This is a genomic window from Allobosea sp. BE125 (assembly GCF_031456075.1).
Classification (GTDB): Bacteria; Pseudomonadota; Alphaproteobacteria; order Rhizobiales; family Beijerinckiaceae; genus Allobosea.
In genome coordinates this window covers 296,258-316,549 of record NZ_JAVDTY010000001.1, presented here as the reverse complement: position 1 = coordinate 316,549, position 20,292 = coordinate 296,258, and the positions used below count along the sequence as shown (strand labels likewise).

The 20,292-nt window shown below is 65.9% G+C and carries 21 protein-coding genes; 15 read left to right on the top strand and 6 right to left on the bottom strand.

The features are described from left to right. Positions 1-16: 16 nt before the first annotated feature. The 6 genes from J2Y55_RS01510 to J2Y55_RS01485 are packed head-to-tail and all read left to right on the top strand — an operon-like array spanning position 17 to position 5,430. Positions 17-976, top strand: a complete 960-nt coding sequence (locus J2Y55_RS01510; protein ID WP_310146927.1) for a sulfonate ABC transporter substrate-binding protein — start codon at positions 17-19, stop codon at positions 974-976. Positions 977-1,022: 46 nt separating this feature from the next. After that, positions 1,023-1,970, top strand: coding sequence for a sulfonate ABC transporter substrate-binding protein (locus J2Y55_RS01505; RefSeq protein ID WP_310146925.1), 948 nt, complete (start codon positions 1,023-1,025; stop codon positions 1,968-1,970). Beyond that, positions 1,967-3,142: an FMNH2-dependent alkanesulfonate monooxygenase gene (gene ssuD / locus J2Y55_RS01500; RefSeq protein WP_310146923.1), complete on the top strand. Its 1,176-nt coding sequence runs from the start codon at positions 1,967-1,969 to the stop codon at positions 3,140-3,142. Before J2Y55_RS01505 ends, ssuD begins: the two co-directional genes overlap by 4 nt. Then, complete coding sequence (gene ssuC, locus J2Y55_RS01495) at positions 3,139-3,990, top strand: aliphatic sulfonate ABC transporter permease SsuC (protein ID WP_310146921.1); 852 nt, start codon at positions 3,139-3,141, stop codon at positions 3,988-3,990. Before ssuD ends, ssuC begins: the two co-directional genes overlap by 4 nt. 10 nt (positions 3,991-4,000) lie before the next feature. Further along, complete coding sequence (locus tag J2Y55_RS01490; RefSeq protein WP_310146919.1) at positions 4,001-4,846, top strand: ATP-binding cassette domain-containing protein; 846 nt, start codon at positions 4,001-4,003, stop codon at positions 4,844-4,846. Between the two features lie 14 nt (positions 4,847-4,860). Next, positions 4,861-5,430, top strand: a complete 570-nt coding sequence (locus J2Y55_RS01485) for a flavin reductase family protein (RefSeq protein ID WP_310146917.1) — start codon at positions 4,861-4,863, stop codon at positions 5,428-5,430. Between the two features lie 68 nt (positions 5,431-5,498). Here the strand turns inward: J2Y55_RS01485 and J2Y55_RS01480 are convergent, their stop codons facing one another. The 6 genes from J2Y55_RS01480 to J2Y55_RS01455 all read right to left on the bottom strand — a co-directional run bounded on the left by J2Y55_RS01480 (position 5,499) and on the right by J2Y55_RS01455 (position 9,961). Then, positions 5,499-6,278 (bottom strand): VOC family protein, encoded by a 780-nt coding sequence (locus J2Y55_RS01480; protein WP_310146915.1) that lies wholly within the window; start codon positions 6,276-6,278, stop codon positions 5,499-5,501. Positions 6,279-6,392: 114 nt separating this feature from the next. Next, positions 6,393-6,707: an NIPSNAP family protein gene (locus tag J2Y55_RS01475; RefSeq protein WP_310146913.1), complete on the bottom strand. Its 315-nt coding sequence runs from the start codon at positions 6,705-6,707 to the stop codon at positions 6,393-6,395. A gap of 7 nt (positions 6,708-6,714) precedes the next feature. After that, positions 6,715-7,314: a nitroreductase family protein gene (locus J2Y55_RS01470; RefSeq protein WP_310146911.1), complete on the bottom strand. Its 600-nt coding sequence runs from the start codon at positions 7,312-7,314 to the stop codon at positions 6,715-6,717. Positions 7,315-7,740: 426 nt separating this feature from the next. Continuing rightward, complete coding sequence (locus J2Y55_RS01465) at positions 7,741-8,580, bottom strand: transporter substrate-binding domain-containing protein (RefSeq protein ID WP_310146909.1); 840 nt, start codon at positions 8,578-8,580, stop codon at positions 7,741-7,743. Positions 8,581-8,627: 47 nt separating this feature from the next. Continuing rightward, on the bottom strand, positions 8,628-9,278 hold the full coding sequence (locus J2Y55_RS01460) for an amino acid ABC transporter permease (RefSeq protein WP_310146908.1): 651 nt from the start codon (positions 9,276-9,278) through the stop codon (positions 8,628-8,630). Between the two features lie 11 nt (positions 9,279-9,289). Further along, positions 9,290-9,961, bottom strand: a complete 672-nt coding sequence (locus J2Y55_RS01455) for an amino acid ABC transporter permease (protein WP_103720040.1) — start codon at positions 9,959-9,961, stop codon at positions 9,290-9,292. Positions 9,962-10,333: 372 nt separating this feature from the next. Here J2Y55_RS01455 and J2Y55_RS01450 point away from each other — a divergent pair, with 372 nt between their 5' ends. The 9 genes from J2Y55_RS01450 to J2Y55_RS01410 all read left to right on the top strand — a co-directional run bounded on the left by J2Y55_RS01450 (position 10,334) and on the right by J2Y55_RS01410 (position 20,247). After that, on the top strand, positions 10,334-11,476 hold the full coding sequence (locus J2Y55_RS01450; RefSeq protein WP_310146902.1) for an acyl-CoA dehydrogenase family protein: 1,143 nt from the start codon (positions 10,334-10,336) through the stop codon (positions 11,474-11,476). Positions 11,477-11,740: 264 nt separating this feature from the next. Then, positions 11,741-13,258, top strand: coding sequence for a xylulokinase (locus tag J2Y55_RS01445; RefSeq protein WP_310146900.1), 1,518 nt, complete (start codon positions 11,741-11,743; stop codon positions 13,256-13,258). Next, on the top strand, positions 13,255-14,034 hold the full coding sequence (locus J2Y55_RS01440; RefSeq protein WP_310146898.1) for an SDR family NAD(P)-dependent oxidoreductase: 780 nt from the start codon (positions 13,255-13,257) through the stop codon (positions 14,032-14,034). Before J2Y55_RS01445 ends, J2Y55_RS01440 begins: the two co-directional genes overlap by 4 nt. A gap of 4 nt (positions 14,035-14,038) precedes the next feature. After that, positions 14,039-14,995 carry an ABC transporter permease gene (locus J2Y55_RS01435; RefSeq protein WP_310146896.1) on the top strand — a complete coding sequence of 319 codons (957 nt, stop codon included), beginning with the start codon at positions 14,039-14,041 and terminating at the stop codon, positions 14,993-14,995. Between the two features lie 72 nt (positions 14,996-15,067). Then, positions 15,068-16,009, top strand: a complete 942-nt coding sequence (locus tag J2Y55_RS01430; RefSeq protein ID WP_310146893.1) for a sugar ABC transporter substrate-binding protein — start codon at positions 15,068-15,070, stop codon at positions 16,007-16,009. Positions 16,010-16,170: 161 nt separating this feature from the next. Continuing rightward, on the top strand, positions 16,171-16,935 hold the full coding sequence (locus J2Y55_RS01425) for an ATP-binding cassette domain-containing protein (RefSeq protein WP_310146891.1): 765 nt from the start codon (positions 16,171-16,173) through the stop codon (positions 16,933-16,935). Positions 16,936-16,939: 4 nt separating this feature from the next. Then, positions 16,940-17,866, top strand: coding sequence for a nucleoside hydrolase (locus J2Y55_RS01420; protein WP_310146889.1), 927 nt, complete (start codon positions 16,940-16,942; stop codon positions 17,864-17,866). A 35-nt stretch (positions 17,867-17,901) separates the two neighbouring features. Then, on the top strand, positions 17,902-18,423 hold the full coding sequence (locus tag J2Y55_RS01415; protein WP_310146887.1) for a hypothetical protein: 522 nt from the start codon (positions 17,902-17,904) through the stop codon (positions 18,421-18,423). A 231-nt stretch (positions 18,424-18,654) separates the two neighbouring features. Beyond that, on the top strand, positions 18,655-20,247 hold the full coding sequence (locus J2Y55_RS01410) for an ABC transporter substrate-binding protein (protein WP_404978790.1): 1,593 nt from the start codon (positions 18,655-18,657) through the stop codon (positions 20,245-20,247). Positions 20,248-20,292: the final 45 nt, after the last annotated feature.

Below are 20,292 nucleotides of genomic sequence, written 5' to 3'. Positions count from 1 at the left end.
CAAGGGCCCTCAAGCCATGGACCGTAGAGATTTCATCGCCAGCCTGGCCGGCTCGTCGCTCGCCCTCGCCGCGGGGGCCGCCATCGCCCAATCCAGCCCCTCGCCCAAGGAGCTGCGCATCGGCTTCCAGAAGAACGGCGTGCTGCTCATCGCCAAGCAGCAGGGCGTGCTCGAGAAACGCTTCAAGCCGCAAGGCATCGAGATCAAATGGGTCGAATTCCAGTTCGGCCCGCCATTGCTGGAGGCGCTGAACGTCGGCTCGATCGATTACGGCCCGACCGGCGATGCTCCCCCTATCTTCGCCCAGGCTGCCAAGGCGAACCTGCTCTATGTCGCGACGCAGGAGGCCGCCGGCTCCGGCGCCGCGATCCTGCTGCCGCCGAAATCGCCGATCCAGACGCTCGCCGAGCTCAAGGGCAAGAAGATCGCCTTCGCCAAGGCCTCGAGCTCGCACAACCTCACCATCGCGGCGATCGAAAAAGCCGGGCTCGGCTATGACGAGTTCACGCCGGTCTATCTGCCGCCGGCCGATGCGCGCGCCGCCTTCGAGCGCGGCTCGGTCGATGCCTGGACGATCTGGGATCCGTTCTTCGCCATCGCCGAGGCCATTCCCGGCGTGCGCATCCTGTCGCTGTCGAAGGGCATCGTCTCGCAGAACTCGTTCTACCTCGCCAATCGCGACTTCACGGGGAAGAACCCCGAGATCGTCGCGGCGATCAATGACGAGCTCGCCAAGGTTGCGCGCTGGGCCGACAGCCATCGCGACGAGGTCGCCAGCGTCCAGGCGGCCGCGACCGGCCTGCCGATCGAACCCTGGAAGCGCTCGGTCGAGCGCTCCGACTTCGTCATTGCGCCGCTCAATCCGCGCGTGCTCGACGAGCAGCAGCGCGTCGCCGACCGCTTCCACCGGCTCGGCCTGATCCCAAAACCGATCAATGTCCGCGACATCGTCTGGGACTGGAAGCCGACCGCCTGAGCGATCGGCCTCCTCCATCTTGAACCCGAGAAAGATAGCCCATCCGATGATTTCGAAGAGATCGTTCCTGACCCTCTCGGCCGCGAGCCTGGCGCTTAGCCTGTCCGCGACCGGTGCCTCCGCGCAGGAGAAGACGCTGCGCGTCGGCTTCCAGAAATACGGCAAGATCGTCCTGCTCAAGGGCAAGGGCACGCTGGAGAAGGCGCTGGAGCCACTGGGCTACAAGGTCACATGGACCGAATTCCCGGCCGGCCCGCAATTGCTGGAAGCAGTCAATGTCGGGGCGATCGACATCGGCAACACCGGTGAAGCGCCACCGATCTTCGCCCAGGCCGCGGGCGCGCCGCTGGTCTATGTCGCCTATGAACCGCCCGCACCAAAGGGCGAGGCCATCCTGGTGCCCAAAGGCAGCCCGATCCAGTCGGTCGCCGAGCTCAAGGGCAAGAAGGTCGCGCTGAACAAGGGCTCCAACGTCCATTACCTGCTGGTCAAGGCCCTGGAGAAAGCCGGCGTCGCTTATGCCGAGATCACGCCGGTGTTCCTGACCCCGGCCGATGCGCGCGCAGCATTCGAGCGCGGCTCGGTCGATGCCTGGGCGATCTGGGATCCCTTCCAGGCCGCGGCCGAGACAACGATCGGCGCGCGCACGCTCACCGATGGCACCGGCATCGTCGCCAACCACCAGTTCTATCTCGCCAGCGAGAAGCTCGTCGCCAATCACGACGCGGCCTTGAAGGTCTTCCTCAAGCAGCTGAGCGAGGTCGATGACTGGGCCAAAGCCGACATCGCCGCCGTCGCGGAGGCGCTGAGCCCCTCGACCGGCGTTCCAGCCCCAATCCTGCAGCTGGCGCTGGCGCGCCAGAGCTACGGGATCAGGCCGCTCGACGAGGCCACGATCGCCGAGCAGCAGCGCATCGCCGACACCTTTCACACGCTCGGCCTGCTGCCCAAGCCCGTCACCATCGCCAGCGCCGTGAAGAGGATCGGCTCATGAGCGTCGCGCCTGCACAAAGCGCCAATGTCCTCTGGTTCCTGCCGACCCATGGCGACGGCCGTTATCTCGGCACGGCCACGGGCGGCCGCCAGACCGATTTCGCCTATCTGCGCCAGATCGCACAGGCTGCCGACACGCTGGGCTATTACGGCGTCCTGCTGCCGACCGGCCGAAGCTGCGAGGATTCCTGGATCGTCGCTTCTGCGGTCGCGCCACTGACGCAGAACCTGCGCTATCTCGTGGCGGTCAGGCCCGGGCTGCAATCGCCGACATTGGCGGCGCGCATGACCGCGACGCTCGATCGCATCTCGAACGGGCGGCTGCTCGTCAATGTCGTCACCGGCGGAGATCCGGTCGAGAACGCCGGCGACGGCATCTTCCTGTCGCATGACGAGCGCTACGAGGTGACCCGCGAGTTCCTCTCGGTCTATTCCGCCCTGCTGCGCGGCGAGACCGTGCGGCATGAGGGCAAGCATATCCGCATCGAGGATGGGCAATTGCTCTACCCCGCGACGCAGGCCGGCGGGCCGCCGCTCTATTTCGGCGGCTCCTCGCCCGCCGCCATCGATGTCGCGGCTGAGACCATCGACAAATACCTGACCTGGGGTGAGCCGCCGGCAGCGGTCGCCGAAAAGATCGCCACGGTCTCCGCCGCAGCCAAGACGGCAGGACGGAAACTCTCCTTCGGCATCCGCCTGCACGTCATCGTCCGCGAGACGGAGGCCGAGGCCTGGGCGGCGGCCGACAAGCTGATCAGCCATCTCGACGACGCCACCATCGCCAAGTCGCAACAGATCTTCGCCCGCATGGATTCCGAAGGGCAGCGACGGATGTCGGCGCTGCATGGCGGCAACCGCGACAAGCTCGAGATCTCGCCCAATCTCTGGGCCGGTGTCGGATTGGTGCGCGGCGGGGCCGGCACAGCTCTGGTCGGCAGCCCCGAACAGGTAGCGGACCGGATCAAGGAGTACATGGCGCTCGGTATCGACAGCTTCATCCTGTCGGGCTACCCGCATCTTGAGGAGGCTTACCGCTTCGCCGAACTGGTCTTCCCGCTGCTGCCGCTCAATCACGGCAAGCCCGTGATCAACGGCATCGTCAATAACGGCCCCTTCGGCGAGACCATCGCCAATGACGCCAAGCCCGAGCAGAAGCGGGCCGCAAGCTCATGACCGACCGCGCAGAACCGATCCCGCGCCCGCAGCGCGCCAGCCTGCGCGTGCCGGACCTCAAAGCGCTGCAGCCCAAGTCACTGCAGCTATGGCTCGCGCGCCTGACGCCCTGGCTGTTGCCGCTCGCCATTCTCGTCGTCTGGCAAGCGGCCTCGCGGCTGGGCTTCATCGCCGCCAATGTCCTGCCGGCGCCAAGCGACGTGCTCGCCGCCGGCTGGCGGCTGACGCTGAATGGGCAGCTTGCCGAGAACATCGCGGTCAGCTTCAAGCGCGCCATCTCCGGCTTCCTGCTCGGCGGCTCGCTCGCCTTCGCGCTTGGCCTGTTCAACGGCCTGTCCAAGACCTCCGAGCGCGTCACCGACACCACCATCCAGATGGTGCGCAATATCCCGAACCTGGCGCTGATCCCGCTGGTCATCCTCTGGTTCGGCATCGAGGAGGAAGCCAAGCTCTTCCTGACCTCGCTCGGCGTCTTCTTCCCGATCTACATCAACACCTTCCACGGTGTGCGCACCGTCGACAGCCAGCTCGTCGAGATGGGACGCTCCTATGGCATGAGCAATTTCGAGCTGTTCCGGCGCGTCATCCTGCCCGGTGCCCTGCCCTCGATCTTCGTCGGCGTACGCTATGCGCTCGGCATCATGTGGCTGACGCTGATCGTGGCGGAGACGATCGCGGCCAGTTCCGGCATCGGCTACATGGCGATGAATGCGCGCGAGTTCATGCTGGTCGACGTCGTCGTGCTGGCGATCGTGATCTACGCAGCGCTGGGCAAGCTCGCGGACTCCGTGGTGCGCCTGCTGGAGCGGCTCTGCCTGTCCTGGCACCCGGCCTTCCAGAAGCACTGAGGAGCCTGCCATGGCGACAGCGACATTGGCGACAACAACACCGGCGCCCGGCGCCCGGCTTTTCGAGGCCCTGTTCGAGGACCAGTCGGCGAAGGCCCGGGCCGCGCGCGGCCAGCCGATTGCGATACGGGGCCTGAAGAAGCGCTTCGGCGAGCTCGAGGTGCTGCGCGGGATCGATCTCGACGTGCCCGCAGGGCAGTTCCTCGCCATCGTCGGGCGCAGCGGCTGCGGCAAGAGCACGCTGCTGCGCATCCTCGCCGGGCTCGATACGCCAAGCGAGGGCACGCTCAGTCTCAGTCAGGCCGGCACCGCCGCCGCGACCCCGCGCATCATGTTCCAGGAGCCGCGCCTGCTGCCCTGGGCGCGCGTGCTCTCCAATGTCGAGGTCGGGCTGGGCGCCGAGCGCAAGCTGCCCGAAGCCGAGGAGCGCGCCTTCCAGACGCTGCGCGCCGTCGGGCTCGAAGCGAAGGCGCAGCAATGGCCCGCCTTGCTCTCCGGCGGCCAGCGCCAGCGCGTCGCGCTTGCCCGCGCCTTGGTCAGCCGGCCGCGCGTGCTGGCGCTGGACGAGCCGCTCGGCGCGCTCGACGCGCTGACCCGCATCGAGATGCAGGGCCTGCTGGAGCGGGTCTGGCTCGCCCAGGGCTTCACCGCGATCCTGGTGACCCATGACGTCTCAGAGGCGCTGACGCTCGCCGACCGCGTCGTGATGATCGACGAGGGCCGCATCACGCTCGACATCGCGGTCGACCTGCCGCGCCCGCGCCGGCGCGGCTCGGTCGACCTCGCCTTGCTCGAAGAGCGCATCCTCAAGGATCTGATCCGCGAGGACGCCAACCCGCCCGAATACGCGATCTGAAGGAGATGAATGCGATGGCCGTCATCACCCAGCTGCCCAAGGCGATCCGCCCGGTCCGCGACGACGCCGCTACCTTCCGCGCCGCCTTCCGCCATCTCGCCGGCGGCGTCAGCGTGATCACGACAGGGCACGGCGAAGATCGCACCGGCTTGACCGCGACCTCGGTCTCCTCGCTCTCGGCGGAGCCGCCGACCATCTTCTTCGGCCTCAATCTGAGCTCGTCGAGCTATCCCGTGCTCCAGCGTCACCGCAGCTTCGGCGTGAATTTCCTGAGCGCGACCCAAAAGCAGGTCGCCGATCGCTTCGCCGGCCGGGGCGGCGAGAAGGGCGCCGCACGCTACGCCGATGCGGACTGGACGAGCGGTGTATCCGGCGCGCCGCTCCTGCTCGGCGCCCTGGCCAGCCTCGATTGCGAGGTCGAGGAGATCATCGAGCGCCACTCCCACGCCATCATCATCGGCCGGGTCCGGGAGGTCAGGCTCGGCCGCGACGACGCCGCCTTGGTCTACTGGCGCGGCGACTATGAACGACTCGGCTGGATGATCGAGGAAGCGACCACGGCACTGGGCTTGCGTGCTTATTAAAGCGTTTTCGAGCGAAGTGGACACCGGTTCGCGTGAAGAAAACGCGTTAAAACAAAGAGCTAAAGCCCTCAGCGCTCCCTGACGATCTCCAGCCTCGCGCCATGAGTGAGGCTGGTGTCGAGCACCTGGTCCTTCCCGCCGAAGAACGAGATCGCATAGGCTCCCTGGCCACGCTGTTCGAGATGGCGCGTCAGCCCTTCGCAGGCCTCGGCCCGCCCCTCGACCAGCGACACGATCTGGCGACCGAGCTGGAACTGCACGAGCCCGAAGCCGAGCCCCGGCACGCCGCCGCTGGCGACAGGCGCCATGCCGAGCAGGGTGCGATAGCGCGCCGTCGATGTTCCAAGATCACGAACCGCCACGGTCACGCCGGCGACGCCGGTGACCCCATTTGCATGCTTGCGGGCCGCGCCCTCCGGCACGCGCAGCGCCCGCGCCGTGACATCCTCGCACAGGAAGGGGATGTCGCTTTCAGGTGGGCGCGCCGAGCGCCAGGCCAAACGCGTGCCGTCGGGCTGCAAGCGCGCGCCGTCGATCGGGCCATCCATCACGATTCCGCCGGCACGGGCGCGAGCCAGATCGATATCGAGCGAATCCGGCAGCAGGGCGTAATCGACCAGCCCGCTGCCGGCCTCATCCAGGACGCGCCACCAGCGGAAATCCGGCACCGGCCGGGAAAAGGCGATAATTTCGAGATAAGCGCCGTCCGTCAGCACCACGAGCGCATTGCGCGAGCCGCGCGGGTGCTCGCCGCCAGGCAGCACCGTGAAGCCCAGCGACTCATAATCGCGAACGGCCCGATCGAGATCAGTGACGGCGATGACGATATGGTCGATCGAAAGCGGCATCGCGGGGCGTCCTTGTAAACGGGTGGGTATGCGAGGCCGCCGCCAGATCAGGCAGATCTGGCGGCGGATAAACGGCTTGGTCGCGGCTGAGCTAGACCGGGTGGAACGCGACGTTCAGCGCAACGGCGAAAACGCCGTCGGGCGCAGGATGCGGCTGCGCATCTCCAACACATAGGGCGCGGCCTTGGCGCGGAACTCCTGCCAGCGCGGATCAGCCTCCATCGCCGCGCGCCGGCGTTCGCGATCACCAGCATCCTCGAAGCGCCACATATGGACGACTTCGTTGACGACGCCCGTATCGGTGGTGAACCAGCCGATCAGCTGGCCGAGATGCGAGACCTGCAGCTCCATGCCCTCGCGGACATAGAGGTCGAGATAGTCGCGCACATGGGCCGGCTTGATCGCGTAGGTGCGTTCATCGAGGATCATGATGGCGTCAGCCTGCCGGAAAGGCGCCTTCGAAGACGCTGGCCGAGAGCGGGTTGCGCTGGCTCGGGGTTTCGCGCGCCTGCAGCGCCTCCGGCAATTGCGTCTTGTCGCCCGGCTTGCCGATCGCGATCGCAGCCTCGACGCGGTAGCCGGCCGGCACATTCAGTTCGGTCGCCGCGCGCGCATGATCGAAGCCGACCATGCCATGGGCCTGCCAGCCCGACCGCGTCGCCTGCAAGGCGAGCTGGGCCCAGGCCGCCCCGGCATCGAAGGAATGGCTGTAGGACGGAACCTCTTCGGCCTTGCCGGGAACGGCCATGGCCTGCTTCGAGACCACGATGACCAAAGCGGCGGCGTGCTTGGCCCAGGAGGCGTTGAACTCGTTCAGCAGGCCGAGCAGCTTGTCCCAATGCGCCGTGCCGCGCCGCGCATAGACGAACCGCCAGGGCTGCGAATTATAGGAGGACGGGGCCCAGCGCGCCGCCTCGAACAAGGACAGGAGCTCGGCCTCGGAGATGCCGTCGACGGTAAAGGCGCGCGGCGACCAGCGCTCGAGGAAAAGCGGGTCGATCGCATGCTCGGCGACGCGATGATTGATGCTTGTCATGGAAACATATCCTGCTGCATGCGGAACAGTGGTGGATTGAGCCGCGTCACGATCGGCAAGATAGTCCGGATCAGTGCATCGACGCCGCGCCTCCTCCATTAGCAAGATGCGCGTCCACGGCATATCGCCATATGCCGCATTTTCGGAGAACGAAGCTTGCAATAACGCCTATGCGAACCATGGCTTCAGCGAGCGTGGCCGCTTATCGCGAACCATCCAGGCTGCGATATTGCCCCCGATAGAAGATCAGGGGCGCATCGATCGGCTCGCAATCGAAGCCAAGCACCTCGCGTATGCTCAAGCTCCCGACCACGCTGGTCGTCAGGCAATCCTGCCAGGCGCTCATCCCCGGCACTCGCGATTGAATAGCCCGGACCGTTCGCGCAGCCGCCCTTGCCTGGCGGCCGCGCGGATCGGCAACCTTGCTCAGAAGGTCGGCATCGGCGGCAGGGCCGACAGCGGGATGCCGAACCAGCGCTTGTTGATCTCGCTGAGCTGGCCGTTGGCGGCGATCTCGGCGATGAACTTGTTCGACCATTCCGCCAGCGCGGTATCGGCCTTGCGGAAGGCCATCCCGTTGGCCTGTTCCTTCAAGGTGATCTTCGGCTCGATGTTGAGCTGGGGATAGTCCTTGTTCAACTGCGCCAGGATGGTGTTGCTCGCGCCGATCGCCTGGATCTGCCCGGAGATGATCGCCTGCAGGGCGGTCGCATCGTCGTCATAGCGCTTGAGCTGCGTGCCGGGAGGCATGATCGCGCTGATCGCGGTGTCCTGCGTACTGGCGCGCGCCGTGCCGATCGAGACGTTCTTCAGGTCCTCGGGCTTCTGGATGACGACGTTCTTGGGCGCCAATACATAGATCGTCAGGGCGCTGTAGGGGTTGGAGAACAGCACCTGCTTCTGGCGCTCGGCGGTGATGCCGAAGGTGGCGATCAGGACGTCGATCTTGTTGGTCAGGAGATAGGGGATGCGGTTGGGGCCGGTCACCGGCACGAGCTCGAGCGGCACGCCGAGCGACTTCGCCATCAGCACGGCGACATCGGCATCGTAGCCCGCCGGCTTCTGGTTGGCGTCGGTGCCGCCGAACGGCGGATAGTCGGTCAGCACGCCGACCAGAAACTTGCCGCGCGCCTTGATCTCGTCTGGCGTCGCAGCCGAGGCGGCGTTGCGGCTGAACGGCAGCAACGCCGCTGCGAGACCGAGCGCCAGCGTCAGGCTGATGGCTCTGCGGAATATGGCCCTGCGGGATATCGTCTTCATGGTCATGGTCGTTTCTCCTGTGGTTTCGATGGTGTTTTTCTAATTATTGCCGCTCACCGGCTTGCGACGGTCAGTCTCCTTTCCATGATCTTGCTATAGGCCGAGAGCGGCCAGCAGATCAGGAAATAGACGAGCGCGACGAGCGCGAAGATCGTGAAGGGGCGGAACGTCGCGTTGTTGATGATCTGCGCCGCGCGCGTGATCTCGACGAAGCCGATGATCGAGGCGAGCGAGGTGCCTTTGATCAACTGCACAAGGAACCCGATCGTCGGCGGAATCGCGATGCGGAAGGCTTGCGGGATGATGATCAGGAACATGCGCGGCACATAGGTCAGGCCGAGCGCGCGCGCGGCCTCGGATTGGCCGCGCGGCACGACCTCGATCGAGCCGCGCCAGATCTCGCCGAGAAAGGCGCTGGCGTGCAGCGAGAGGCCGACCGCGGCGGCGCCCCAGGGATCGATGTCGATGCCGAAGATGCCCGGTACGAAGAAGGCCAGGAAGAGCTGCATCAGGAGCGGCGTGCCCTGGAAGATCTTGATGTAGCCGAGCGCCAGGAAGCGCAGCCATTTGAACTCAGCCGTGCGCGCCAGCGCCACGACGAGCCCCCCGATGCCGCCGCCGATGAAGGCGGCCATGGAGAGCAGCAGCGTCCAGCGGACGGCCGTCACGATGAAGAGGATGTCGCCTTCGCTGAGGACGCGCATTGTCGGCTCTCCTAGCGCAGGCTGGGTTTGCGCAGCCAGATGCGCTCGATGGCGGCGAAAGCGCCCCAGAACAGCACCGACATGGCGAAATACATGCAAGTCACGATGAAATAGACCTCGAAGCTGCGGAAGGTGCGCGACTGGATATCGCCGGCAGCCGCCGTCAGCTCGCTCGCCGCGATCGCCGAGCAGACGCTCGAATTCAGCATCAGCAGGATGAACTGGCTGGTCAGCGACGGATAGATCGCCTGGATCGCCGGCTTCAGGATGATGAAGCGGAAGATCTGCAGGGGCCGCAGGCCCAGTGACTTGCCCGCCTCGATCTGGCCCTTGGAAATGCTCTCGATGCCGGCGCGGATGATCTCGATGCCATAGGCGCCGACATTGACCACGAGCGCGAGCAGGGCTGCCGTGTCGGAGGACAATCGGATGCCGGCCGCCGGCAAGCCGAAATAGATCATGAAGATCTGGATCAGGAAGGGCGTGTTGCGGATCGCCTCGATATAGCCGTCGAGGAACCATTGCAGCCAGCGCGGGCCCGATGTCTTGCCCAGCGCGCCGAGTACCGCCACGACCATGCCGATCGCCATGGCCAACCCAGACAGCACCAGCGTGTGGAGCGCGCCCGCAAGCAGATCCGGCCAATAGGCGAAGACATCCGCGAATTCGAATTGATAGCCCATGTCAGCGCCGCATCCAGGCGGGGCGACAGGAACAAGCGGGCGGCGCAGGCTCGGTCAAGACCAGGTTTCCTTGTTCCCAGATAGTCTGGAGTCGGTTGAACCCGGCCACCGTGTTTTAAAGTCACGCGAACCACATCACTCCGGCAAGCGGCACGGCCCATCAACTCGTTCCTTAGAGCATGACGCGCCAAAGGAGGAACCGACTTTCGAACGAGGGCCGCCTTGTATCCCGCGCACAAGGCAAGCCTCCTCTGGCTCTGAAGACGAGGCGGCAGCGCCTCGCCAATAGGGGTATTTCCCGAACGATCGCCCTCATTCCGACGCCCGCCTCGCCACCTTACTCCTCGCAACCTCGAAAGCCCGGCCGCCGCCATGACAATCGACGCCACCATCTACGACCAGATCCGCGACACCACGCGCCGCTTCGCAAACGATGTCATCCGTCCCGTGGCAGCGGAACTCGACCGCAGCGAGGCCTTTCCAGCCGAGATCTATCGACAGATGGCCGAGCTCGGCCTGTTCGGCATCACCGTCCCCGAAGCGCTCGGCGGGGCGGGTCTCGATACGCTGGCCTATACGATCGTCATGGAGGAGTTGTCCCGGGGCTACGCCTCGGTCGCCGACCAATGCGGCCTGGTCGAGCTGATAGGGACGCTGCTCACGCGCTACGGCACAGCCGCGCAACAGGCGCGCCATCTGCCGGATATCCTCAAGGCCCGCACCCGCGTCGCCTATTGCCTCACCGAGGCGGAGGCCGGCTCGGATCTGTCCAATGTCAGGACCACCGCGAAGTCCACGGCCGAGGGCTGGGTGCTGAACGGCGGCAAGCTCTGGATCCACAACGCACCGGTCGCCGATCTCGGCTTCGTGCTCGCCTCGACCGACCCGCAGGCGAGGCATCGCGGCATGAGCATCTTCATCGTCGATCTGCACGCCAAGGGCGTCTCGCGCGGCCAGAAGGAACATAAGATGGGCCAGCGCGCGAGCCAGGTCGGCGGCCTGAACTTCGATGATGTCCTCTTGCCCACCGAGGCCTTGCTCGGCGAGATCAATCGCGGCTTCCACATCATGATGAGCGTGCTGGAGAAGGGCCGCGTCGGCATCGGCGCGCTGGCGGTCGGCATCGCCCAGGCGGGGCTGCAGGCCGCGCTGGGCTATGCTCGGGAGCGCCGCCAGTTCGGCAAGCCGATCATCGAGAACCAGGGCCTGCAATGGATGCTGGCCGATATGGCCAAGGACATCGCCGCCGGCCGCGCTTTGGTCGAACGGGCTGCCGGCCTGATCGACACCGGAGCCTCGGCGACCTCGGCCGCCTCGATCGCCAAATGCTTCGCGAGCGACATGGCCGTCGCCCAGACCGCCAACGCCGTGCAGATCTTCGGCGGCACCGGCTATATCCAGGGTTTCGAGGTCGAGCGGCTCTACCGGGACGCCAAGATCACGCAGATCTATGAAGGCACGAACCAGATCCAGCGCACGATCATCGCCAGGGAGCTAATGAAGAACGGCGCCTGAAACGGCGCGCTCCGATCTCGCCATTCGGCAAACGACCCGGGGGACTGCGGCAGGCGCCGCGCGCACCGGCTTGATTTATCCCGGACTTGTCCCTCACATGCGGCGCTGGAGAGGGGCCGCATTGTGATCGATCGTCAGGACATCGCCGGCAGCCTGAAGCGCTCTCTCCCGCCGACAGGCGACGATCATCGAGAGCGGCACTGACTTGATCCGCCAGGCCATCGACCACTTCATCGCTCACCGCCGATCTCCAGGCGCCACCTCATGAGCGTCGTCCTCGCTTGCGATCTCGGCGGCACCAGCTTCCGCGCCGCGCTCGTCGACGCCCAGGGCGCGACGCTGGCCGAGAGCATGATCCCGGGGCCGACAAGCCTCGACCGGATAGGCTGGTCGGAGATCGATCCGATCGCATGGTGGCAGATCCTGATCGAAGCCTGCGCCGCAATCGCGAAGGCGCAGCCGGCGCTGTTCTCTCATGTCCAGGCCGTGGCGATCTGCGGCGTCACGCGCACGCAAGTCTTCCTCGGGCGCGATGGGGAGCCGTTGCGCCCCGCCATGACCTGGAAGGACACGCGCTCGGAAGCCGCCGCCACTCGCCTGCGCCAGCGGCTCGGCGACGCGCACCCCGAAAGCGCGCGGATCAACGCCTTCCACCCCCTGGCGCGCCTCGCCTGGCTGCACCAGGAGGAGGCATTCTTGAGCCTCGGCTCGGTGCTGGAGCCGAAGGACTATCTGAATTTCAGGCTGACCGGCCGCCAGACCAGCGATCCGGTCTCGATGGCGCGCCTGCTCGCCTCCGCCGAGATCGTCGCGGGCATTGATCCGCTCGCGGCGGTCGGCCTCTCCTCGGCGATCCTGCCCGAGGTGCTGGAGCCTTGCCAGGTCGTCGGACCGGTCCAGGCCGGTTTGCCAGCACCGTTCGACGCGATCGCGGGCGTGCCGGTGTTCTGCTCGTCCAACGACACCTGGGCGGCCGTCACCGGGCTCGGCGCCATGCGGCCGGGCTATGCCTACAACATCTCCGGCACAACCGAAGTGCTCGGCGTCGTCAGCGAGCGCGCAGCGGAAGCCGAGGGGCTGATGACCGTCGACTGGCGCGGCGTATCGCAGCTCGGCGGTCCCAGCCAGAACGGCGCCGATACGGTGTCCTGGCTGCTGTCGCTCCTGGCACGCGGCGATGGCGACCACGCCGCCATCGGACGCGACATCGACGCCCTGCTCGCTGGAGCTCGCCACGCCCAGCCGCTGCTCTTCCTGCCCTATCTGCAGGGCGAGCGCGTGCCTTACTGGAATCCGTCGCTGCGTGGCGCCTTCATCGGCCTCAACCGCCAGCATGGCGCGACCGATCTCGCCTGGGCGGTGCTGGAAGGCGTCGCCTTCCTCAACCGCACCGTGCTGGAGCGGGCGGAAGCCGCGCTCGGTGCGCCGGTCTCGGAAATCCGCTTCGGCGGCGGCGCATCCGCCAACCAGATCTGGTGCCAGATCAAGGCCGATATCTGCCGCCGGCCTGTCGTGGTCGGCCATGCCAGGGAGCCCGGCATTCTGGGCGCGGCGATCATTGCCTGGACGGGGCTTGGTCGCTTCGCCTCGCTCGCCGGGGCGCAGGCCGCGCTGGTCGGCGTCGCCGCGCGCTTCGAGCCCGACCCGGCGCGCACCGCGATCTATGACAGCCTGTTTTCGCTCTACCGCCACAGCGAAGCGGCGCTCGCGCCGATCTCGACCGAGCTTGCGGCCCTGTCGCACGGCACCGACGCCCTGACCGCAAGGAGGCCCGCGCCATGAGCGCTCCTGTCACGCTCATCACCGGCGCTTCAGGCGGCATCGGCGGCGCGCTCGCCGCCATGCTGTCGGCTGCCGGCCATCGGCTCGTCCTCTCCGGGCTCGACACCGCACAGCTTGAGGAGATGGCCGAAGGGATCGCCCGCTCAGGCGGTGAGGTCGCGACGATTGCCGGCGATGTCCGCGACCACGACTTACCGCAGCAACTCGTCGACCTCGCCATCGCGCGCTTTGGCCGGCTCGACAACCTCGTCACCGCGGCGGGAGCCTCCCGATCCATCACGCTCGTCGAAATGGAAGACGATGAGTGGGACAAGCTCGTCGACATCAACCTGTCGGCGGTCTTCCGCATCTCCAAGGCCGTGACGAAGCAATTGATCGCGCAGGGCGAAGGCGGCGCCATCGTCCACATCTCCTCGATCGCCCATGCCAATGGCGGTGCAAATCTCGCCTACGGCTCCGCCAAAGGTGGCGTCGCCACCTTGACCTATGGCATGGCCCAGCAGCTCGGTCCGCATGGGATCCGGGTCAACGCGGTCGCGCCCGGCATCATCGACACGCCGATGGTGCGTGGCGGCTTCGCGCAGCAGTTCAACGCCCTGGTCGCAAGCGCGGCGGTCCGCACACCGCTCGGCCGGCTGGGCAAGCCTGAGGATGTCGCAGCCGTGATCGCCTTCCTGCTCTCGCCCGGAGCCGCCTTCGTCACCGGCGCGCTGATCCCAATCACCGGTGGCATCGAGATCCTGTCGCCGATCTCGACCATCGCTAGGGGAGCCTGAGGCCGTGCGAGGGCTGAGCTGGCGCGATGTGGTCGGACATTACGGCACGGCGATCGCCGGGCTCGTCCTGATCGCCTTCTTCCTGGTTTTCGCACCGAATTTCGCCAGCCCGATCAATATCGTCAACGTACTGAAGGATACGAGCTTCCTCGCCATCCTGGCGCTCGGCTTCGCGCTCGCCTTCACCGTCGCCGAGCTCGATCTCTCGATCGCCGAGACGGCGAGCCTTGCCGCCGTCGTCTGCGGCTGGCTGATCCAGTCGCAATATCCGCCGATCGCCGCCGTCGCGGCTGCGATCGGCGTCGGCCTCGCCCTCGGCGCGTTCAACGGTTTCGGCGTCACCGTGCTGCGCATCCCCTCGCTGATCATGACACTTGGCACGGCGGCGATCGCCAAGGGCCTGGCCTTCATGATCACGCAGGGCATCGCCTTCGTCGGGCGCTGGCCGGTGGGTTTCACCGGCCTGGCGCGCGGCGCCACCTTCGGCATCCCCAATCTCGTCCTCTGGATGACGGCGGTCACGCTCTTCGCCTATGGCCTCATCAAATGGACCCGCACCGGCGCGCATATGGTGGCGACCGGCGAGGCCGATGAAGCGGCGCGGCTCGCTGGCATCGCGACGGGCAGGATGAAGCGGATCGGCCTGCTGCTGACCGGTCTCTTCGCCGGCATCACGGCCATGCTGCTGGCGGCAAGCCTGTCCTCGGCCGCGCCCAATATGGCGGGCGACTACCTGCTCTATGCGATCGCCGCCGTGCTGCTCGGCATGACCATGTTCGAGCCCGGCAAGCCCAATGTGCCGGGCACGGTCTTTGCCGCGCTGGTGCTGAAGGTTCTCGGCAACGGCTTGGTGATGATGGGCGCACCCTACTACGCTCAGGATATCGTTCTCGGCGTCATCATCATCGGCTCGGTCGCCTTCTCGGCCAGCGCGATGAAGAAGGCGGCGTTCAAGGTCTAGCGGCGTTCCAAATCTAACGGCGTTCCAGGTCTAACGGCGTTCATGGTCTAAAAGACAGGGGGAGAGTTCATCATGTCAGGGTTTCGCAAATTCCTCGTCGCGACTGCGACGCTGATCGCGCTTTGCCAATCGGCTGAGGCCTTCGAGGTCGGCGTCATCGGCTTCCAGTTCTCCTCGGAGACGCATGCGCGCGTCGCCAATTCCGCCGCAGCCGCCGCCAAGGCCAAGGGCTGGGGCGTGACGCTGCTGAACTCAGAGGGCTCGCTGCCCAAGCATGCCGAGCAGTTCGACGCGCTGATCGCCAAGAAGGTCGATGCGATCATCATCGCCATGGGCAAGCCGGTCGAGGCCGATGCCCAGTTCAAGGCGGCCAAGGACGCCAAGATCCCGGTGATCACCGTGCAGTCGGGCGCAAGCCCGCATGCGCTCTTCGACATCCAGAGCAATGAATACAAGATCGGCGCCGATGCCGCGCTCTACCTGCTCGGCCAGCTCGGCTATCAGGGCAGCATCGTCACCGCCCGCTTCGACCTCAACGTCGCCTCGCGCATTCGCGGCAAGGTGCTGGACAATGTGCTGGCCGAGAACCAGGCCGTGAAGGAGCTCGGCAAGTTCTCGATGGCCCGCACTCAGAGCTGGAGGGATGATGTCCGCGCCGGCATGCAGGCGCTGCTGCTGCAGAACCAGGGCAAGATCAACGGCATCTGGGCCTCCTTCGACGGCCAGGCCTACATCATCGACGACCTGCTGCAGGCCCAGGGGATCAAGAAGGGTCAGATCCCACTGGTCTCGGTCGATGGCGGCAAGGAAACCTATGCCCGCATCGCCGACCCGGCCTCGACCTTCACCGCGACGGTCTCGATCCCCTTCGAGGAGATGGGCAAGCAGGCGGTCGACGCGATCCAGACGATCGCCATCGACAAGAAGCCGAAGGAGACGGTGACCAGCGGTCCCTATCTCTTCACCGAGGCCGTGCTGGTCGACAAGACCAATGTCGACAAGTTCCTGAAGTGAAGCCTTGAACGGGTCCGTGCACTCCCTCACGCGTCATGGTGGGGCTCGTCCCGACCATCCACGTCTTCGTTGGTCGAGGATCGTGTTCAAGACGTGGATGCTCGCCACAAGGGCGAGCATGACGGGAAGGGCGCCACGCCCTTTGCGAACTGGTTCGACGTATGACTGAAGCAACTCCCCTCCTCTCGCTGCGCGGCGTCAGCAAGAGCTATGGCGCTGTCGCTGCCGTACGAGAGGTCGATCTCGACATCTTCCCAGGCGAGGTCGTGGCGATCTGCGGCGACAATGGCGCGGGCAAATCGAGCCTGATCAAGGTCATCTCCGGCGCGGAGGAACCGACGGCCGGCGCGCTCGCCATGCGCGGCAAGCCAGTCGCTTTCGCCTCGCCGCAGGAGGCCCTCAAGCACGGCGTCGCAACGATCTACCAGGACCTCGCGCTTGCCCCGCGCCTCTCCATCGCCCAGAACGTCTTCATGGGCTCGGAGCTGACGAGGCCGGTCTTGCTGCCCTTCCTGCGCGTGCTCGACAAGGCGCGGATGCGCGAGCAGGCGCGCGGCTTTCTCGCGCAGCTCTCGGTCACCGTCGCCGACATGGACCGCCCGGTGGAGCGGCTTTCCGGCGGCCAGCGCCAGGCAGTCGCGATCTCGCGTGCCCTGCGCTGGAACGCCGAGATCATCATCATGGACGAGCCGACCGCGGCGCTCGGCGTCAAGGAGACGGCGCTGGTGCTCGACCTGATCCGCAAGCTGAAGGCGGACGGGCGCACCGTGATCCTGATCAGCCACAACATGCGCGATGTCGTGGCGCTGGCCGACCGGGTCGTGATCATGGGAGCGGGCCGCAAATATGGCGACCGGCCGATCGGCGATCTCAGCGCCGACGACATCGCCCATATGATCATGAGCGGCAATGCCAAGGCGGCCTGAAGCGATGCACGAGACGATCATCATCGATACTGATCCGGGCCAGGACGATGCGGTTGCCCTGCTGCTCGCCTTCGCCAGCGCCCAGCAGCTCGACCTGCGCGCCATCACCACCGTCGCCGGCAATGTCCCGGTCGCCCGGACCACCGCAAACGCGCTGCGCATCCGCGAGCTTGCCGGCGCCAGGGCACCCGTCCACCGCGGTGCGGAAAGCCCCCTGCTGCTCCCGCTCGAAACCGCAGAATTCGTCTGCGGGCCGGACGGGCTGGCCGGCGCCGATCTGCCGCCGCCCCAAAGCGAGCCTGCGCCCGGCCATGCCGTCGAGGCGATCATCGCTCTCTGCCGCGCCGCGCCCGATGACAGTGTCACGCTCTGCCCGCTCGGGCCGCTGACCAATCTCGCGCTCGCCTTCCGCCTCGCACCCGACATTCTGCCGAAGGTGAAGCGCATCGTCTCGATGGGCGGCGCGCTCGGGCTCGGCAACATGACGCCGGCGGCCGAGTTCAACATCTATGTCGACCCCCATGCCGCCGCGATCGTCTACGCTTCAGGCCGGCCGATCGTGATGATGGGGCTCGGCGTGACGCATCAGGCGATCGCGAGCCATCAGCAGGTCGCAGCCATCGGCTCGCTCGGCACCGCGACCGGCAAGGCGATCCACGGCATGCTGACACGGCCGCGGCCTGGTGGGCTCGGCACGGCTGGCCACCCGATGCACGACCCTTGCGTCATCGCCTTCCTGCTCTGGCCCGAACTGTTCGAGGGACGCGATTGCTTCGTCGCGGTCGAGACCTCGGACGGCTCCCAGCGCGGCCGCACGACGATCGACTGGAACGGCCGGCTGAAGCGCCCGGCCAATGCCCATGTCGTCGCGGGCGTGCAAGCCCACGAACTGTTCGAGCGCATGACCTCGCGCCTCGCCACCCTCCCCTGACCGGAAGCCGTCGGCGCGCCCTCAAGGAAACCTGCATGCCCCATTTTGTCGAAGAGCTTCAGCAGGAAGCGGCAGGCGCCATCGCGCGCATGAAGCAAGCCGCGCTCGCCGCCCGCCATATCCACGCCCGCGCCGAACTGATGCGCCATATGCTGACGACCGCGAAAAAGGTCGCCGGCAAACCGAAGGTCGAGGCTGTGGAGACCGTCGTGAGCGAGTGGATGCAGGCCTGGAATCTCGAGCGCACGCAATGGCCCCATATCGCCCGCGAGATGGAGACTTTCACCGAAGCGTTCCACGACTACGCCAACACCCCCTCGGACGCGCATGATGCCATTCTGCGCCAGAGCTGCGAGGCTCTGGATGCGGCGCTCGCCCGCGAGGGCACCTCGATCTCCGACCAGATGGCCTGGCGCTCGCAATGCGCCCATGGCTGGTGGGACAAGGTCAGCCCGACGCCGACCGACCTGCCCGGCAGCAAGCCGCGACCGTCCATTCCGCAGCCGGCGGCCAACACTGCGTTCTGGGACCAGGCTTGCGCCGATTTCTGTCGCTGAACAGCGATCAAAGCGATCCTGTACCATGCATCTGAGCCATTTGGATAAGACGGCTGGCTTTGCAACCCTCGCAAATCCGCTACCCAGCTTGCTCGCATTCCAATAAGCTCCGTCCCAATCGGGACCAAGTTCCGGCGGGGCCGAGGCTCGCGCCATGGTCCCATGAAAGATCGGACGGAGTTGGGCAGGAACGACCCTGATCCGTCCGGTCACAAACTGGGGAAGCTGATCATGAAGAAGATTTTGCTGGCCACGCTCTCGGCGTCGGCCCTGATGGCGGCGCAGCCGCTGATGGCCAAGACCCTGATCTATTGCTCAGAAGGCAGCCCCGAGAATTTCGCGCCGAGCATCAACACGACCGGCACCTCCTTCGACGCCAACACCCAGATCTACGACACCATCGTGCAGTTCGAGCGCGGCGGCACCAAGGTCGAGCCGGCGCTGGCGGAAAAGTGGGACATCTCGGCGGATGGGTTGACCTACACCTTCCACCTGCGCAAGGGCGTGAAGTGGCACAACACTCGCGCCTTCAAGCCGACGCGGGCCTTCAACGCCGACGACTTCATCTTCATGATCGACCGGCAGTGGAAGGAGAGCGACCCCTATTTCAAGGTCACCAGCTCGAACCACTCCTATTTCAACGATATGGGCATGCCCAAGCTGTTGAAATCAGTTGAGAAGATCGACGACTACACCGTCAAGATCACGCTCAACCAGCCCGAAGCGCCGTTCCTCTCCGACCTCGCAATGCAGTACGCCAGCGTGCAGTCCAAGGAATATGCCGACGCCATGCTCAAGGCCGGCACGCCCGAGAAGATCGACCAGGATCCGATCGGCACCGGCCCGTTCTCGCTGGTGCAGTACCAGAAGGACGCGATCATCCGCTACAAGGCCTTTCCGGATTACTGGGCTGGCAAGGCCAAGATCGACGACCTGATCTTCGCGATCACGCCTGACGCCTCCGTCCGCTGGGCCAAGCTCCAGAAGGGCGAATGCCATGTCATGCCCTATCCGAATCCGGCCGATCTGGACGCGATCAGGAAGGACGCCAATGTCCAGATCCTGGAGCAGCCGGGCCTGAACATCGGCTACCTCGCCTACAACACGACCAAGAAGCCCTTCGACGACGTCAAGGTCCGCCACGCGGTCAACATGGCGATCAACAAGAAGGCGATCATCGACGCGGTCTATCTGTCGAGCGGCATCGCGGCGATCAACCCGATTCCGCCCTCGATGTGGTCCTATAACGAGACGATCAAGGACGACCCCTTCGATCCGGAAGCCGCCAAGAAGGCGCTGGCCGAGGCGGGCTACCCCAATGGCATGGAGATCGATCTCTGGGCGATGCCGGTGCAGCGTCCGTATAATCCCAACGCCAAGCGCATCGCCGAATTGATGCAGGCCGACCTCGCCAAGGTCGGCGTCAAGGCCGAGATCAAGAGCTTTGAGTGGGGCGAGTACCGCAAGCGCATGCAGAACGGCGAACACCAGACCGGCATGCTCGGCTGGACCGGCGACAATGGCGATCCGGACAACTTCCTGCACACCCTGCTCGGCTGCGATTCCGCCAAGACCAACGGCTCGAACGTCGCCAAGTTCTGCTTCCCGGCCTTCGAGGAGCTGGTGCAGAAGGCCAAGACGGTCTCCGACCCCGCGCAACGCACCGAGCTCTATCGCCAGGCTCAGGTGATCTTCAAGGAGCAGTCGCCCTGGTTCACCATTGCGCACGCGGTGCAGTTGAAGCCGATCCGCAAGGAGGTGAAGGACTTCAAGCTTTCGCCCTTCAGCCGCCATGTCTTCTACGGCGTCGACATCACCAATTGAGGCCTTGGCCCGCCTGATGCATTGACGGCTGGGCGCGGCTTTCGA